The following is a 16,387-nucleotide window of genomic DNA, read 5'->3' on the forward strand; positions in this document are numbered from 1 at the left end:
TGGTAATCACTCCTCCGGCGGCACGTCTGGAAAACGTTTCGGATGCATGACACGTTTGGCCGCCTGTTCACTGTAATTCTCAATCAGTTCGCCTTCCATGGCGCGGCGACGCTTGGCTGAATGGTGAACAAATCGCATGACACTCGGGTGCAGGGCGCCCAGATAGACTGGCTCCTTTTGGGCAGGCGAATAATACTTCCCGCGCAGAGCGTGGTACTGGTCAAAATGGCGCTGCATCATGGCATCTCGCTCTTCGCTGCCACTGGTTGTGGCGCCACCGTGGTACTGGTGGAAGGAGCCTTCGCCGGGCAAAAATACATGTCGGCTTTTTTCAAGTTCCAGCGCACGTTTATAAAAATCGAGATTGCACTGACCGCCGCCGGATTCAGTAAAACCGGTATCGAATCCGCCCAATTGGTCGAACATCTGCCGGGTTATGCCTAGGCTGTTGCTTTCCCCCAGTGGTCTGAAAAAGCCGCTGCGGCTGGTGCCGCTGAGACAGGCAATGTCGAGCAGCCTGTAGCCGTCATCGCGCCAGTTCACACTTGCCAGCAACTGTTGCTCCTGCTTTTCGTTGTAACCGTTAAGCACCGCTTTCTGTTGCAGCTCGTCACCCAGATGATAGCCGGGCACAGAGACAACGGCAGAATCATATAACCGGTTGGCCAGTAGCAGATGGTGGACCAGTCCGGGGGTGACCATGCGGGCGCCGTCAACCATCAGACACAGCTGTTCTCCGCGTGCCTGTGCAACGCCAAAATTCACGGCATGCACCGGCGTGGGCAAATTCTCGTCGCGCAGAAAGTAGCGGATTGGCCCCCTGATCTGTTTCAACGCCTCGTTGTCTATATTGGCGTCGGAACGATTCTCGACTGCAATAATTTCGTAGTCGTCTGCGCTGACGTGTTGCTGAAAGTCAGTGCTCAGCGTGTACAGTGTATTCAGCGCCTGACGCGGCATACGGTAGAACACGATCACTACGGAGAGTTTTGGTGTTCTGTGCCTGCCGGTCAGATAAGTCCTGATTCTGTTCAGCATCCCGCTCCCGTTCACTATTCACTCTCCGGTTTCGGCAGGTCCGGAAGTGACTGCCAGTCCGTGTCAGTTGTCGCCCGTACACTTTTGTCGTCGCGGCCATTGCTGTAGTAGTACAAGGCTATCGATTTTCGCGTCACGCCAGCGGGGCATGTTAGCCGGCGCGGGTGACCGTGGAAGGATGTGTTATCCGTATTAAAAATCACACAGCGGCCGAATTCTGGCCGAATATTGCGTTCACAGCGGCTCATGTCTCTGGACCACAGCTCCAGATTGCCACCGTATTGGTCTTGCCAATCATGATTGAGAAAAAGCAGCAGATTGAGCCTGCGGTCAAGTTGGTAACGCTCCTGCCTGGTAAAATCAGCATGAACGCCCAGCACCCCGCCGGGGAGTATCTGGTGCAGGCCGCCCCCCTGCAGCGAGGGATCGGGTAGCAGATTCTCAATGCCGGTGAGGCGTTCGAGAAAGTGCAGGAAGGGGCCACTGTTCAGTGCATGGATCAACTGCCTTGCCTGCAGAGGCATTTCCAGTTCGCTACGCAGGCCCAGTTTTGCGTACTGCATGTCCTGGTTGTTTGAGCGTACATGCATGCGGCGCCAACTGTCGGTCTGTTCCGGTGTCGGAAAGGTCTGCAGAATCTGCTCCAGAAAACCGGCTTCAACAACATCTTCCATCACGATATGCGGGAAGGGTTGAGCTGCCATGTAATTCTGATGCAGTTGATTGGCCAGTTCATAGAGGCGGTGGTAGTCAATCATTGCTGTCCCTTTGAGCCGGTTGCTGCCGGTTGAGCCAATGTATTGCCAATCGACCAGGCACCGAATGCGCGAGCGCAGTCCACCTGGCTTCCAGCTCTCTGATCCGATGCTCCAGGGTGTTTATATAGCGGGCTGCGTTGCGTCGTTCGCCGTCGGACCACTCAAGCGCTTCGGCGTGCTTCTTCAGCTCTTGCGAAACAGCGGTCAGCTGCTCAGATACCGATATCAATTGTTCATTCATTAAATTGTGTTCGTGCCGGGCAATCTGCAGGTCTTTGTCTCGTTGCACGACAATGGATTCGGCGTGATCGTATTCGCGGTTGCGTTGCTGCAGCTGTTGATCTCTTTCGTCGATTGTCGACAGTGCGTGCTCGTGAAGTTGTCCGATCCGGAACTGTTCGCGGTGAGATGCCAGCAGCGCTTGCGTTAACGCGTCAACCACGGTCAGTGGGTCGGCTGCGTCAAGCTTATGTGCAGCAGGGCTGCGGCTTGAGGTGCCTTCAGCACTCAGGTATTGCTGGTATAGCGCCTGCGTTTTTTGCCCGATTCCGCTGACCGGCTCGCCGCCGCTATTGCGATGGTGTCGCAGGTTATTGTCGATGACTGAGCTCAGTGCTTCCGTCTGTCCGTCACATGAAAACCCGAGTTCGGTGAGGGCAGTCAATAGCCGTGCCGGGCCATTTTCCAGCAACGCATCGTAGTCAACGAACCGGCGCGGCAGGTCGGTACTGTGCAATACGGCTTCCTGCATGTAGACAGACCACAATAGCGCGGCCTGAGACTCCGGCAGACCATCGCGCTGTGCCAATGAGGCTGCGACAGCCTGGGGCGCCCTCAGCGCCAGCAGGCACCCTGCTGTCCAGCCGCATTGTTCGGCAGCACTGAGCCAGAAAGGCAGCAGCCGGCACAGTCGAGGATCCTTGATCACAGCAGGTAAGCGCGCGGCGTAGCTTGCCTGCAGGTGCGAGACAGCTGCGCTCATCAGCCTGGTAATGTCAGTTCGCTGCAACCAGTCTGGTGGAAGTGGTGATACCGAACTCCAGTGCAGTCCAAGTGTTTCCAGTATCTGCTCATTCAATTCAACCACCAGGCGGTCTTCCCAGAAGCCCCGGCTATTGACCTGGCTGTCGTCCGCTACCCGGTCGTCCGCAATGCTGAAACCGGCGCGGTAGCAGGCTTCGGCCAGTGCTGACGTGCCACTGCGATGCATGCCGCAGATCAGCAGAATGTCTGGTGTGGCGCTCACGATGTTGCTCCTTTGTCGGCGGTCAGTTTGCGCAGGTGTTCACGATAGTTTGTCACCACCGTCTCCGGTTCGCCCTGCTCTACCGTGCGCCCGTTTTCAATCCACACAACGCGCGAGCACAGGTTTCGGATAGCAGGTTCATTGTGAGCCACCAGTACCACGGTTCTGTTGGATAACATGCGCTCTCGCAGCACGGCGGCGGATTTTTCCCGGAAGCCGGAGTCACCAACGGCAAGCATTTCATCAATCAACATGACATCCGGGTCCGCACTCATGGCAATGGCAAAGCCGAGGCGTGCTGACATTCCCATGGAATAGGTTGCCACCGGCGCATCAGCGTAATCCTCGAGTTCGGCAAATTCCATGATTTCGGGAATTCGTGCTTCTATCTCATCCCTGCCCATGCCGAACAGCATGCCGCTCATGATGATATTGTCTCTGGCCGACAGTTGTTCCAGAAAGCCCAGTCGCAGAGACAGGATCACATAGCTGGCCGGGCGCCTGACAAGTTCACCACGATCCGGGCGTATGATGTCGGCCAACAGTTTTAGCAGCGTGGTCTTGCCTGCACCGTTTCTGCCAATGATGCCTAAAGTCTCGCCTTTGTACAGTTGCAGGCTGACATCATCCAGTGCCCAGTAACATTCGTCATTGCCGAACAGGCGGCGACGGCGGTAGCAGACGCCAGTGTTTTTCAGGTCAAGCAGCAACTCTTCGCTCATTGATTCAACCTCGGGTACAGACGATCGTACCGCACCAGCATGTAATATCCCGCCAGCAGTGTTGCCAGACTGATACCCAGAATGCTCAGCAAGGAGGTCAATGAAGGGCTGTTATGGTGGACCAGAACGTCGCGGTAAGCATTGATCAGCGCGAACATGGGGTTCATGTTAAACCATGGTTGCAGGCTCTCGGGAATGGTGCTGGTGCCGTAAAAAACACCTGAAAGGAAAAACAGCAATGTCATCATTTTGTCGAAAATCAGGCGCAGATCCGGAATGAAGGGCGTCACTGCCGCGACCAGAAATGACGCCGATACCACCAGCAGCAACTGAAGGGGTACCAGGCCTAACAGCCAGAACCACTGGAAGGACACCCCGCTGCGCCAGGCGTGAAACACCAGCAACAGTCCCAGTATCAGGAGAAACTTGACGGTATTGGCGGCGACGGCGATGCCGGGGAACACCAGTTTTGGCAAATATACTCGATTGATCAGGCCGTTGTTGCTGTGGATGCTGTCCATGGAGGCCCGTACGGCGCCATCAAACCATTTCCAGACCACCAGGCCGGTGATCAGTATGTCCAGGTAGTGCGGTGTGCCACGATCGAAAATCAATCCGAAGACAATATAGAACACGCCCAGATACAAAACGGGTTCCAGTATCCACCAGGCGTAACCCATGTAAGCGCGCGATGATTCAGTCTTTAACTGAGCGATAGCGCGATACAGGACAAAATCCATGTCTTTGCGGTTCATTGGCTGCTCACCTGTGGGTGCGAATGGGTTAGAATGCGTGGATGATAATAGCCAAAGCCGGAGAACTGCTGCAACGTCTGATTGTCCGCCGCGCCAAGCAGCCGACAGGCATCTGTGTGCTCGGTATGCATCGAAGCGGTACCAGTTTTGTTACCGGTTCGCTGCAGTCGGCAGGTGCTTCCCTGTATCGTTTTCATAGCCATAATCCATTCAACCTGAAAGGCAACCGGGAGAATCCCGATGTGGTTGCGCTGAATGACGACGTGTTGCATGCCAATGGCGGAAGCTGGGATCAGCCACCGTCAAAGGTGAACTGGCACCCGGAGCATGATCAACGTGCAATCGAGATCCTGACGGCGTTGTCGGCCTATCCGGTATGGGCATTCAAAGATCCTCGCACATTGCTGACGCTTGAAGGCTGGCAACGGCATGCGCCTGATATTCGATATGTTGGTATTTTCCGGCATCCGGCGCGCGTAGTGCGCTCGTTGCACAGCCGGGATCAAACGCTGAGCCATGAAGACGGTGAACAGCTTTGGCTGGCGTATAACCAGCGCTTGCTGGCCCTGCGTCAACGTCAGGAATTTCCGCTGCTGTGCTTCGACGTGGCACCGGATATTCTGCTGCAGCAGCTCCAGCGGGTTTGCACCGGGCTCGGGCTGGACGGCGACAGGGCGACAGACTTTTTTGAGCATACCCTGATAAATCAGTCGGCCGGCAATGACTCCTCTGAGCAACAGGTGTCAGAGCACTCGCTGGCACTGTATGCCCAGCTGCAGGGTTACTGTAGTCTGAGCTAGTCAGCATGATCATGTAGTGGCCTTTGGGTAAACCATCGTTTGACATTGCGGCGCAGCGATAGCGGAAGCAAATTGGCAATCATGCCAATAAACCGGTGCGAGTGCAGCCAGAGCAACAAACGGAAAATTTTTCGCCGCGAGGGCTGCATGGCGGGAATTTCCGGCAACCAGTAAGCGAGCAATAATTGCAAGGGCTGGGTTATCGCCTGGTACAGGTGTGCCGGATCTGAATCAGGACGACACTCGTCAGGGCTGGCGGCGTCGACAAAATAATCGCTGTGGTAGTCAAAGCTGCTGTTCGGTTGATCTGACCATGCTTCCAGAGAGGCTTGATCCTGCAGCGATGTACGAATACGCATCAGCGTGTCCAGGCATTGTTGTGGGCTGGCGCGCCAATCGATGGACCAGGAGCCAGGTCTACCTTGCAGACGTTCGGGAAAAGCACCCAGGTCGGGATACATCACTGGTAGCCCATCTTTCATGGCCCGGCTTAAGGTGTAGCTGTAGGTCTCCGGCCAAAGGCAGGGGAACCAGACCAGGTGTGGTTGCTCGCGCTGCAGCAGTGCGGCAAGGTCCTGATCCCGGTAACTGCCGGTTACGTTGACGGCGGCTGCAAGCCGGCGGTAAGCATAACCTATCAGCGTGAAGCGGATAGGCAGCCCTTTTTTTTCTGCCAGCAACGCTGTGCGTTCGAGCATATCGGCGCCCTTGATACGACTCAATGCCCCCAGCACCACTACATGCATGTCCTGTTCAGGGCTTTGTGAGGGCAGGGTCACATCAGGGTAAGGTGTACTACGCTCATGATCCGGATGGAATGTAATGCAGGGAGACAGCCACGGAAAGTACTCCTGGTATATTGCGGCAGCCGCGTTCGATGGAATAAAGACGCGCCGGGCCGATCGTAGTATCGGCGCCCAGTGGTCGCGCCATGCCGCTGCCGTCATGTTGACAGGAAAAGGGGCAGGGAGGGAGCATTGTTCATCGCGCAGCCGCGGGTCACTGCAAAAGTAATCATCCCTATCGGTCAATGCCGGATTGATATGCAGAAAATAGTAATCATGCAGTGTCACATCGACAGGCCGGTCCAGAGCCTTCAGAAGATCATGAATGCGTTGCTCCCAGCCCTTGATGTGATGCAGGTGGACGCTGGTCAGTTGCAGCTTTTGCAGTAGAGAGACCAGGTGGTCAATATCGCGCCAGGGAATCTGGAATAACCCTCCATTCGTGACCGTGGGGAATACCAGCCGAAGACAGTCGCTTTGCGGTACTGCCATGGCGTGCAAGGCCTGATTAGCGGTGTGATGCGCCAGCTCCACGACATGGCGATCGGTGCCGCCGCCGATACCGTGGCTGATGTGCAGGATCAGGGGCAAACCCTGCTGCAGCGGCAATGACAATTCGGCAGCGAATCGCCACTGACGGGCAGGGTCGTCGTGGATGTGGCGCGCAACCAGCGCCCCATACTCCGGATAAAGCCGCTGCACCGTGGCAATGGCGTGTTCAACACGCTTCAGTTTGTCTGCACCAAAGCTGACGCCACCCTGATGGAAAACATACACATTGCAGGCCAGTAAATGCCGGAATCCGGATCGCGCTGCCCGCATACAGAAATCATTTTCCTCACCGTAACCGTGGCCAAAGGTTGCTTCGTCAAGCAGTCCGACCGCGGTTATGCAGTGGCGACGAATGTACATGCAGAAACCCACTGCAGTGGGGATTTCCAGGTGATGTGTGCCCAGTGCTGCGAAGGCCCGGTCTACGTCGGGCGTGGCAATGTCGGCCACACTGTTGTTGTCCTGGCACAGCCGGGGCCAGCTGCATATTTCCGCGTTATTGGAAAAAGGTGTCACCGTACCGACATGATCATCGGTGGTGGCGTGTGTCACCAGTCTGTCTACCCAGTCGCCATGAACCCGGGTGTCACTGTTGAGCAGAATGACATCATTATCGCCGGCGTACTGAATGCCCCGGTTGACGCTGTGTACAAAACCGCGGTTGTGTTCGTTAACCAGCAGTATGATCTGGCCAGTACTGGCAAGGTTGTTCAGAGCATGAAATAACGCCGCATCCGGACCGGCATCGTAGACGACGGTGATTCCGATTCGGGTGCGATTGAGTGGAACCGCCTCCAGCACGCTGTTGACGCAGGCGATGGTCTCCGCAGTGCCAGAGAAGACAGGAATCACGACCTGCACGGCAGGCATGTCAACGCTTGCTACTGACATTGTGCCCCTGTTGTGGGACTGTTTGGCGGATTCCGGCGCCGGTACCTTAATGAGCAAGAGTCAGTCCTTTTGTATTCGCGACCTTGTTGTTTTTCTCATAGTATCGGGCTGAGAGTGTAAGGAAAAGGCTGTGTCCGGTAAAGTAACTGAAACTGAAGTTCATTCACCTTGTTGAAGGGTGGAGTATCATGCTAGAAAGTGTTTTTGCCTCCGGACCTCTCAAACAATGCCAGACAGTAAACCGGCAATTTATCTGCCCCCATCCCTGCGGGGCTTCCAGCCACGGCACATTGTTTTCAGCACCTGGATAGATCACCTGCCCTTTGGATACGACCTCATGGCTGCATTGCGGCCCCGAACACTGGTGGAGCTGGGCACATACAGCGGCCTGTCGTTTTTCTGCTTCTGTCAGGCAGCCAGGGAGATGGGACTGCCAACGCGTAGTTATGCCGTGGACACCTGGGAGGGCGATGACCATACGGGAGCGTACGGTGAGGATATTTATCGTTCGGTACAGGCGCATCAGCAGGCGCAGTACCCTGATAGCGCCTCTTTGCTGCGCATGCGTTTTGATCAGGCGCTGTCTCAGTTTGAAGACAATTCTCTGGATATGATTCATCTGGACGGTCTGCATACACGCGATGCGGTGTCCGAAGACTTTCGACAATGGTATCCCAAGCTCAGGCCCGGCGGCATATTCCTGTTTCACGATGTGGTTGCCCGTCTGCCGGGATTTGGTGTCTGGCAATTCTGGCAGGCACTGTGCCAGGCTCCCGAGCATCAGGGGAACAGCTTTACGTTCAATCAGGGTTTTGGTCTGGGCGTTCTGCGCAAGCCGGGCAACGACGCACCTGAAGCGCGCGGGCAGGGTGCACAGAGTAGCCAGGATAACCAAAGTGGCCGAGATAGCCAACTACTCCGCCTCCTGTTCAGTCAGGAACCGGGCAGTGCAGCGCGGCTGAGGCGTTTTTATGCCCACGCTGCATCACACCATCAATTATTGCGCAGACGGATCGGTCGGCAACGAATCGCAGCCCGGCACAGGCAGGAGAACGAGACATGAACTGGTACCGTTGGAAGCGTCGGTTGCTTTGGCCGTACATCGTCGTGCAGCGTTACAGAATGCGGGGCAAAACAGATTTCATTCGTTCAGCGCTGGAGTTGCACTACTATCGTCCGGCCTTCTACCGATTTATCAGTGCCACTATCGAGAACCCGGACATAATGTATGACGTGCCCATAGGGCAGGGCGGTGTGGTGCTGGATGTCGGCGCTTACATCGGGGACTGGTGTGCGCGAATTATTGAGCTGCATCAGCCGCGCCACCTTTACCTTTTTGAGCCTGAGCCAGGCAGCGTTGGTCGCCTGCAAAAACGTTTTGCCGATAATGACTCGGTAACGCTGCACGCCGTAGGGCTGGGCGCTGCGGACGGCAGTCTTGCCTTTGTCACTCGGGGCATGGGCTCAACTTTCTACGATACCGGCGATACCAACGGTGGTGGCGAGGATGTGGAATATTTACCGATTCGGGACGTGGCGGCGGTTCTGGATGAGCTTGCGGATAAACAGATCGATTTGATGAAGCTCAATATCGAAGGTGGCGAATATGATGTGCTCGAACGCATGCTGGAAAAAGGACAGGTGGCGCGTGTGCATTGTTTCATGATCCAGTTTCATGAGTGGCTGGACGGTGCTCATGGTCGTCGCAATCGGATTCGGCAAGCGCTGCGCCGCACACATCGCGAAGTGTGGGACTATCCCTTTGTCTGGGAACAGTGGGTGCGTAAGGATTGATATGCCAGCAGCAGCCTCAGTTACTTTTTATCCCCCGCTATAGCAGTACCGTTTTGCCGCTGCTGTGTTCATCCGGATGCGGTGCTTCAATCTGCCAGATGTCAGGCGTGGGTTTTTCCAGAAGTGCCCGCAGGTACGCCACATTTTCACTGATCAGGCTGGCAAACTGTGGGTCATCGGCCAGATTATTACGTTCACCGGGATCGCTTTTCAGGTTGTAAAGCGCACTGCTGTTTTCACCGGAATGCCATATGTGTTTATAGTGTCCGCGCCGGAGCATGGGCCAGCCTTCCGTGGTGGCGCTGACAATCAGGCGTTGGTCATCGATTATGCCGCCGTCCAGAGCCGAACGCAGGCTGATGCCGTCCAGGCTGTCGCACGGTGGGGCGATTCCGGCAAAGTCCAGTAGCGTAGGTGCCAGGTCGAAGCTTTGCACAGGAGCGCCATAGCGTTTGCCCTGGTCGATGCCGGCGCCTGTCCAGAAAAACGGTACCCGGACCAGGTCATCGAAGGGTAGCCAGGGTGCCTTTCCCAGGAAGCCACGATGGCCACCGTAATCACCATGATCGGATACAAAAACAACGATGGTGTCTTTGAGGTTGACGCAATCCAGTAATCGCTGCGTGGTATCGTCGATGTGGCGGATACTGGCGCGAATGGCGGCCAGTACCGCCTGGGTGTGCTGTCTGGGGAAATATTCGACGCGTCGCGGGGTATAAAAGCCATCCGGCTCGTCTTGCATGGCCGACTGGCGCAGCAGTCCAGTCAGGCTATCATTGACGTTGACCCCCTCGTCCGGCAACGACTCGTTCTCAGGCGGATACTGGCTGGCGTATTTTTCCAGTGGCAGGTATGGCGTATGGGGGTCCGGGTACGATACCACAGCGAACCAGGGGCGTTCCGTCCGTTCCTGGCTGCGCAGAAAATTTTCTGCGTGCCGCGCCGTCCACTCGGTCGGGTGCTGCTCGGCGCGGTAAGGGAACAGGCGTGGTTTGGCCGGACTGTTGAAGCGTATGTCGGTCAGCCCCTGGGACTCCAGCCAGATTTTATAATCATCGGTGGTGTCCTTGGAGTAGCCGGCTGGTAGGTGTTCGCAACTGGCCACTGTGTCGAAACCATGATCGGCCTTGATAGGCTGGAAATGCATTTTGCCGAACAGCGCAGTGTCATAACCATGCTCACGCAGGGCTCTGGCGACAGTCCAGTAACCTGCTTTCAGTGCCAGTCCGCTGGGCGTGCGAGCATGGGGGCTTGGCGGCATCAGTGGCAAGCGGTGGTGAAGGATGCCGGTCATCAGTGAGCTGCGCGCCGGAACGCATGAAGGCGAGCTACTGTAGGCGGCATCAAAAATCACGCCCTGCCGGGCCAGCCTGTCGAGGTTCGGGGTATCCGATGGTCCGGGTCTGGCATATCCCAGAGAATCCGCCCGCTGCTGATCTGTCATTATCCAGAGGATATTGGGTTTTATTGCCAAGGTTTTGCCTACTGTGTGACTGCCCTAATGTTGCTGAGTGTAGCGACCTTGGGGAGTTGCGGCAAATGCAGGGTGTGGCCAAACAAAACAAAGAGGGCCATCCCCTGTCGGAGATGGCCCTCTTTGTTTTGTTTGGTGGAGGCGGGGGGATTTGAACCCCCGTCCGCCAGTTCTCTGTCCTTGGATCTACATGTTTAGCGTCGTCTATTAAGTTAACCCGTGCCGGCCCGACGAGCAGGGTGGGTTGGGCGAGCTCGATACTTTTAGCCGCTTCACGTCGAGCGCGATCCACTGGCGATCCTGTTCTATATGACAGTCGCAATACACCGGTTTACAGGCATCCCGGGGCGACCGCTAGCCTTACTTAGTTCTTAAGCGGCTAGTGCGTAGCTTTCGTCGTTGGCAACTATGAGAAGTTGCATAGATTGATTTACGAGAGTCTATACCCTCTCGACATGCACCTTGGAGTTTGATACCGGCGTCGAATCCTGATCGCCCCCAATGTGTTTAACAGCATCAGTCTACCACATTATAGGACATGCGGGCGGGCATATTTATTTCAAGGTTTTGGCAAGCGGCGTGTGTCGGATAAGGCTTCTAGCGGAGCAGGTCCCGCAGTTCGGCAACGCTACTGGCGATTGCGATGGGCCGGCAACGCGCCAGCACATCATGTTGGTGAGCGCCCCAGGGCACGCCAATGGAGGGCATGCCGATGTTGGCGGCCATGTCCAGATCATAACTGGTGTCGCCGATCATGACCGCTTCGGAGGGCTCCAGCTTCAGGTGGGCGAGTATTTCTACGAGCATTGAGGGGTCTGGTTTGGAACGGGTTTCATCGGCACACCGGGTAATATGAAACCAGCTGCCCAGCTGGCTGTGTTCAAGGGCCCGGTCCAGGCCGCGACGGCTTTTGCCGGTAGCGACTGCGCAATAGCGGTTGCTGTTGTGCAGGTCCTGCAGAATGTCGGTGATGCCGGGAAAGACTTTCTGTGCGGTGGCAGCCGTGGCCATGAAATGCGAACTATAGGCATCACGCATGGCGACCATGTCGTCAGTGGTGATGGCGGGATATAGCGTTCGCAGTGCTTCCACCAGACCCAGGCCGATGATATTGCTGTAGGCAGAGCGCTCCAGCGCGGGATATCCGATGCTGGTGGCGGCATGATGCAGGCAGTCGGAAATATGTTCGATGGAGTCAACCACAGTACCATCCCAGTCAAAGATGGCGGCTTTGATGCTCATAGACGGCTTACCGGTTCTGGTGGCGGACGATGCGTTGTTTTTCGATCTGCCATTCGCGATCTTTCTGAGTCTCGCGTTTGTCGTGGTCTTTCTTGCCTTTGGCCAGCGAGACCTGACATTTGATCAGGTGTCCTTTCCAGTAGAGCTTGGTGGCCACGCAGGTATGACCCTTCTGTTGCACGCTGGAAAACAGTCTGGCCAACTCTTTTTTGTGCAACAACAGTTTCTTGGTGCGATCCGGGTCTGCGATTACGTGTGTGCTGGCGCTGTTGAGCGGGATGATATGGCAACCCAGCAGAAACGCCTCGCCATCTTTCAGAACGACATAGCTGTCCACCAGCTGCGCTTTCTTCTCGCGCAGGCTTTTCACTTCCCAGCCTTCCAGCGCCATGCCCGCTTCAAAAGAGTCTTCCACGAAATAATCGTGCAGGGCTTTCTTGTTGCGGATGATGGTATTATCCAGTGCTTTAGACTTCTTTGCTTTACTCATGGCGCAGGATTATACCTTGAATCAGCGGCTGTCGCTCAAATTGACCGGGTAAATTTCCGCTTGCTACAATTTCTGCCGCAAAATCTGGGTGGTTCCAGCGTACAGTGGACAGAACGGCGGTCGGCAAGGCATTCTATGGGCATTATGTCGGGCTCCGTTCGCTTCAGGGAAGCCAGGTTGCGAATTGCGACACGGGCAGCGGGATCTGATTGGCCGATCCAATAACAATACAGTGAGGGTAGTATGTCAGCAGACCGCGGTCAGTTCAGTTCACGTCTGGGATTTATCCTGGCGGCAGCAGGGTCCGCTGTCGGGCTGGGCAACCTGGTAGCGTTTCCGGTGATGGCGTCCAAAAACGGCGGCGCAGTGTTCCTGATCGTTTATGTGCTGTTCGTGGCGCTGATCTGTTTCCCGGTGCTGCTCGCAGAAATTGCCATGGGCCGACATTCGCGTCGCAATCCGGTCGGCGCATTCTCGGCATTGACCGGGGGGCACCAGGGCTGGCGCTGGGCAGGCAAGCTGGCGATATTGACACCATTCATGATTGCCGTGTTTTATACGGTGGTCACGGTGTGGATTCTGATTTACCTGTTCCGTGCGGTGACGGGGGGGCTTGCTGACCTGGCCACCCCGGCGGCGTTTGGCGACATGATTGGTTCTCCCTCCATTTTTCCCTGGTTCGTCTTGTTGCAAATCGCGGTGTTTGGCGTGCTGCTGGGCGGTGTCAAAGGCGGTATCGAGCGTATGGCCCGGGTATTGATGCCGACGCTGGCGATCATGCTGATTGGTTTGATCGTGTTTGTGATGACGCTGGATGATGCCATGCTGGGTGTACGCTATTACCTGGTGCCCGATTTCAGCCGGCTGGATGGTGCCGTGATCAGTGCTGCCCTGAATCAGGCGTTCTTTTCCTTGTCCTTGGGCATGGGTATCATGATTACCTACGGCTCATACTTCAGTCGGGAAGACAGAATTGTGAATTCCGGTCGCCTGGTGGCCGTTGCAGACACCAGTGTGGCGTTTATGGCGGGTCTGCTGATCCTGCCGGCGATTTTCGCGTTTAACCCGGCCACTAACCCGGACGATCTTTCCAGTAGCAGCGTCGGCCTGATCTTCAGTTATTTGCCGCAGATATTCCTTTCCATGCAGGAGGTTGTTGGCTACTGGGGCGCCAGCGCCGCCGCGACAGTATTCTTTGCCCTGGTGTTTTTTGCTGCCATGACGTCGCTGGTATCGATACTGGAGATTCCGATTTCATACATGATTGATGAGCTGTGTTATTCGCGACGCAAAGCTGTACTGGTGCAAGCCGCGTTGGTGACCACGTTCGCCATTCTGGCCGCGTTGTCATTCGGGATGTCTGGTTTCCTGACTGATTTCATACCCTATGGCGGCGCGCAAAAGTCCTTTTTTGATCTGATTGCTGATACCTTCTCTGAGGTCATATTGCCGCTGGTCGGTTTCTTTGCCTGCATTATATGTGCGTGGCGCTGGCGCGATGGTTTTATGGCAGAGCTGGCTGTGGGCGACGACGGCTTCGGCAATTCCGCCCTGTCGCGATATCTGGGCTTTTCGTTGCGAACGTTTGTGCCGATTGTGCTCCTGTTCGTGTTTATTAATTCGGTAGCGCAGAAGTATTTTGCTGTTGATCTGCTGCGCCTGTTCGCGTCCTGAGCTGACTTATGGTAACGATAGAGCGCAGCGCGCTGGTCAATTATTCCGCAGCGCAGATGTATGCCCTGGTGAATGACATAGAGAAGTATCCCTCGTTCATGCATGGGTGTCAGTCTGCCGAAGTCCTGAGTAGGACTGAAACCGAAGTGGTGGGTAAACTGACGCTGGGACGGGCCGGAATGTACTACACGTTCACGACCCGAAACGAGCTGGTGCCCGATCAGTCAATGGATATGTCCCTGCTTGAAGGGCCGTTTAAGCGGTTCAGTGCTATATGGCGCTTTGATGCATTGGCAGATGATGCCTGCAAAGTCAGCCTGAGCATGGAGTTCGAGTGGGCCGGCGGGTTGCTGGGCATGGCAATGGAGAAATTATTTCAACATTCAGCCAATACGCTGGTCGATGAGCTGGTGAATCGGGCACACGCGCTGTACGGCAAGTCCGCGACATGATCAGCGTCGAAGTGGCTTTTGCTCTGCCTGAGAAGCAAATCCTGATACCCATGCAGTTGGCGGAAGGTACAACTGCCATGCAGGCTGTGCAGCTCTCCGGTATTGCCGAGCAGGTTGCAGGACTGGATTTGGCAACAACTTCCATGGGGATCTATTCGCGACTACTGGACGGGCGCGCATCACCTTTGCCGGAGCACTATGTGTTGCGAGACCACGATCGTGTTGAGCTCTACCGCCCCCTGCAGTTGGACCCTAAACAGGCACGTCTGCTGCGTGCGGCGCGTGCAGCCGAACGTGAGAAGCGAGCAGCAAAGCGTAACCAGGACATGAAGAAAAATCCGCGCCAGTTGCGGCCGTAGTATTGAAACAGGTGTAATGACTATGACAGACAAAAGACCGGGCCGGCCGGATGGTTTTTTCCGGCGCCTGGAACAGGGTTTAAGAGAATTCTACGTGGCGCCATACCGGCAATCCTTTGCCCGTGCCCAGCGTGACGAAGATGACTTGTTCATGTTGATGGTGTTTTCAGAGTCACTGGGTGTACCCAATCCGGCCGCATTTTACACGCTGGAGTTGCTGCCGGTGGCATATGACCGGTTTCACGACTGGCACCGCCGTATGGGGATGGAGCGATCACCGCTGGATCATATTTCATGTTGTTAGATCTGATAACAAATCGTCGTATCGTCTTTTTCGGTGGCAAAGGGGGTGTCGGCAAAACCACGGTGTCTGCCGCACTGGCGGTCGCGGCAGCAGACTCGGGCAAGAAGGTGTTGCTGGTGTCGACCGACCCCGCTCACAATCTGGGGCATCTGTTTAATCGAAAAATCGGTGCCACGCCGGTCAAGCTTGCGCCGGGCCTGGATGGTCTGGAGCTGGATCCGGAACAGACCGTCAGGCAACATCTGGACGAAGTCACGCGGGCGTTGCGCAAGTTGATGCCAGTGCATCTGAGTGGTGAGGTCGACAAGCACATGGCGCTGTCGCGCGACGCGCCGGGTATGCAGGAAGCGGCCATGCTTGAGCGTATTGCTGAAGTCGTTGAGCAGGCGTCAGGTTATGACCTGATCGTGTTTGATACCGCGCCCTCGGGGCATACCGCGCGACTGATGGCATTGCCTGAGATGATGTCAGCGTGGACTGATGGTCTGATCAAGCGCCGCGATAAAGCGGATCGTTTTAGCGCTGTGCTGAACAGCCTGAATCGCGACACCAGCGTTGGCGATAAAATGCTGGGAGATGAGTCGGACGATAGTGAGGAAGACAGGGAAAGCCGAATTCGGCGCCTGCTAAATCGTCGCAAGCAGCGCTTCGCCGGATTGCGCGATGCGCTGTCAGACCAACGTCAAACCGGATTCGTGATCGTGCTGGCGGCAGAGCGCCTGCCGGTACTTGAAACCATCGAGTTATACGCACAACTGCAGCAGTCCAGGGTTGATGTCGCCGGACTGGTGGTGAATAAGCGTCTGCCAGACGGCATGCTGGGTTTTCTGGCAGACCGGCGTGAACAGGAAGATATTCACCTGCAGATGTTGCAGGAAAAGCTGGCGCACCTGCCGCGCAAGGACCTGCAGCTGGCGGCCCATGACGTACTGGGCGTCGATGCGCTGCGGGCTTTCGCGGCCAGCTTCTGAGCAGGCGGTTATGCCCGCATCACGGTTTTGTGTTTGTCTGGGGAGCTTGATAGGCGTAGCATAAGAATCCGAAAATCAAG

General features: G+C 55.9%; 17 protein-coding genes and 1 other RNA gene. 8 read left to right on the plus strand and 10 right to left on the minus strand.

All coding sequences use genetic code 11. The features are described 5' to 3' along the window. Positions 1 to 6: 6 nt before the first annotated feature. Genes PHACT_RS12030 through PHACT_RS12050 form a run of 5 tightly spaced genes read right to left on the minus strand, consistent with a single transcriptional unit; the run spans position 7 to position 4,519 of the window. Positions 7 to 1,038, minus strand: a complete 1,032-nt coding sequence (locus tag PHACT_RS12030) for a glycosyltransferase family 2 protein (protein WP_070117989.1) — start codon at positions 1,036 to 1,038, stop codon at positions 7 to 9. Positions 1,039 to 1,052: 14 nt separating this feature from the next. Beyond that, positions 1,053 to 1,796, minus strand: coding sequence for a 2OG-Fe(II) oxygenase (locus PHACT_RS12035; RefSeq protein ID WP_070117990.1), 744 nt, complete (start codon positions 1,794 to 1,796; stop codon positions 1,053 to 1,055). Continuing rightward, positions 1,789 to 3,042 (minus strand): hypothetical protein, encoded by a 1,254-nt coding sequence (locus tag PHACT_RS12040; protein ID WP_070117991.1) that lies wholly within the window; start codon positions 3,040 to 3,042, stop codon positions 1,789 to 1,791. Before PHACT_RS12040 ends, PHACT_RS12035 begins: the two co-directional genes overlap by 8 nt. Further along, complete coding sequence (locus tag PHACT_RS12045) at positions 3,039 to 3,764, minus strand: ABC transporter ATP-binding protein (protein ID WP_070117992.1); 726 nt, start codon at positions 3,762 to 3,764, stop codon at positions 3,039 to 3,041. Before PHACT_RS12045 ends, PHACT_RS12040 begins: the two co-directional genes overlap by 4 nt. Further along, the gene (locus tag PHACT_RS12050) at positions 3,761 to 4,519 is read right to left on the minus strand and encodes an ABC transporter permease (RefSeq protein ID WP_083264550.1); all 759 of its coding nucleotides are present in this window, start codon (positions 4,517 to 4,519) and stop codon (positions 3,761 to 3,763) included. Before PHACT_RS12050 ends, PHACT_RS12045 begins: the two co-directional genes overlap by 4 nt. 41 nt (positions 4,520 to 4,560) lie before the next feature. Between PHACT_RS12050 and PHACT_RS12055 the strand changes: the two genes are divergently transcribed. After that, positions 4,561 to 5,319, plus strand: a complete 759-nt coding sequence (locus PHACT_RS12055; protein WP_139141525.1) for a sulfotransferase — start codon at positions 4,561 to 4,563, stop codon at positions 5,317 to 5,319. Here the strand turns inward: PHACT_RS12055 and PHACT_RS12060 are convergent. Then, on the minus strand, positions 5,316 to 7,547 hold the full coding sequence (locus PHACT_RS12060; protein ID WP_070117993.1) for a glycosyltransferase: 2,232 nt from the start codon (positions 7,545 to 7,547) through the stop codon (positions 5,316 to 5,318). The two genes, PHACT_RS12055 and PHACT_RS12060, sit on opposite strands and share 4 nt — an antisense overlap. Positions 7,548 to 7,773: 226 nt before the next feature. On the opposite strand from PHACT_RS12060, the gene PHACT_RS12065 reads away from it, so the two are divergent. Both PHACT_RS12065 and PHACT_RS12070 read left to right on the plus strand, forming a co-directional pair. After that, a complete protein-coding gene (locus PHACT_RS12065; protein ID WP_070117994.1) occupies positions 7,774 to 8,610 on the plus strand; it encodes a class I SAM-dependent methyltransferase in 837 nt (278 codons plus the stop codon). Further along, complete coding sequence (locus PHACT_RS12070) at positions 8,607 to 9,341, plus strand: FkbM family methyltransferase (protein WP_070117995.1); 735 nt, start codon at positions 8,607 to 8,609, stop codon at positions 9,339 to 9,341. The genes PHACT_RS12065 and PHACT_RS12070 overlap by 4 nt, the downstream gene beginning before the upstream one ends. A gap of 37 nt (positions 9,342 to 9,378) precedes the next feature. On the opposite strand, the gene PHACT_RS12075 is transcribed toward PHACT_RS12070, so the two are convergent. The 4 genes from PHACT_RS12075 to smpB form a co-directional block, all read right to left on the minus strand. Further along, the gene (locus PHACT_RS12075) at positions 9,379 to 10,815 is read right to left on the minus strand and encodes a sulfatase family protein (protein WP_211284395.1); all 1,437 of its coding nucleotides are present in this window, start codon (positions 10,813 to 10,815) and stop codon (positions 9,379 to 9,381) included. A 133-nt stretch (positions 10,816 to 10,948) separates the two neighbouring features. After that, positions 10,949 to 11,315: a transfer-messenger RNA gene (gene ssrA, locus PHACT_RS12080) on the minus strand. 97 nt (positions 11,316 to 11,412) lie between these two features. Continuing rightward, positions 11,413 to 12,057, minus strand: coding sequence for an HAD family hydrolase (locus tag PHACT_RS12085; RefSeq protein ID WP_070117997.1), 645 nt, complete (start codon positions 12,055 to 12,057; stop codon positions 11,413 to 11,415). Between the two features lie 7 nt (positions 12,058 to 12,064). Beyond that, positions 12,065 to 12,547: an SsrA-binding protein SmpB gene (gene smpB / locus PHACT_RS12090; protein WP_070117998.1), complete on the minus strand. Its 483-nt coding sequence runs from the start codon at positions 12,545 to 12,547 to the stop codon at positions 12,065 to 12,067. Between the two features lie 243 nt (positions 12,548 to 12,790). Here smpB and PHACT_RS12095 point away from each other — a divergent pair, with 243 nt between their 5' ends. From PHACT_RS12095 to PHACT_RS12115, 5 genes are read left to right on the plus strand one after another with little or no spacing between them, the layout of a single operon-like run. Further along, positions 12,791 to 14,221, plus strand: a complete 1,431-nt coding sequence (locus PHACT_RS12095; RefSeq protein WP_070117999.1) for a sodium-dependent transporter — start codon at positions 12,791 to 12,793, stop codon at positions 14,219 to 14,221. A gap of 8 nt (positions 14,222 to 14,229) precedes the next feature. Then, positions 14,230 to 14,673, plus strand: coding sequence for a type II toxin-antitoxin system RatA family toxin (locus PHACT_RS12100; RefSeq protein ID WP_070118000.1), 444 nt, complete (start codon positions 14,230 to 14,232; stop codon positions 14,671 to 14,673). Then, the gene (locus PHACT_RS12105; RefSeq protein ID WP_070118001.1) at positions 14,670 to 15,032 is read left to right on the plus strand and encodes an RnfH family protein; all 363 of its coding nucleotides are present in this window, start codon (positions 14,670 to 14,672) and stop codon (positions 15,030 to 15,032) included. The genes PHACT_RS12100 and PHACT_RS12105 overlap by 4 nt, the downstream gene beginning before the upstream one ends. Positions 15,033 to 15,054: 22 nt before the next feature. Further along, entirely contained in the window at positions 15,055 to 15,336 is a 282-nt protein-coding gene (locus tag PHACT_RS12110) for a cory-CC-star protein (protein ID WP_083264551.1), read from the plus strand. Next, positions 15,327 to 16,307: an ArsA family ATPase gene (locus PHACT_RS12115; RefSeq protein WP_070118003.1), complete on the plus strand. Its 981-nt coding sequence runs from the start codon at positions 15,327 to 15,329 to the stop codon at positions 16,305 to 16,307. Before PHACT_RS12110 ends, PHACT_RS12115 begins: the two co-directional genes overlap by 10 nt. Positions 16,308 to 16,387 lie beyond the last annotated feature (80 nt).

It is taken from the genome of Pseudohongiella acticola (assembly GCF_001758195.1).
Classification (GTDB): domain Bacteria; phylum Pseudomonadota; class Gammaproteobacteria; order Pseudomonadales; family Pseudohongiellaceae; genus Pseudohongiella; species Pseudohongiella acticola.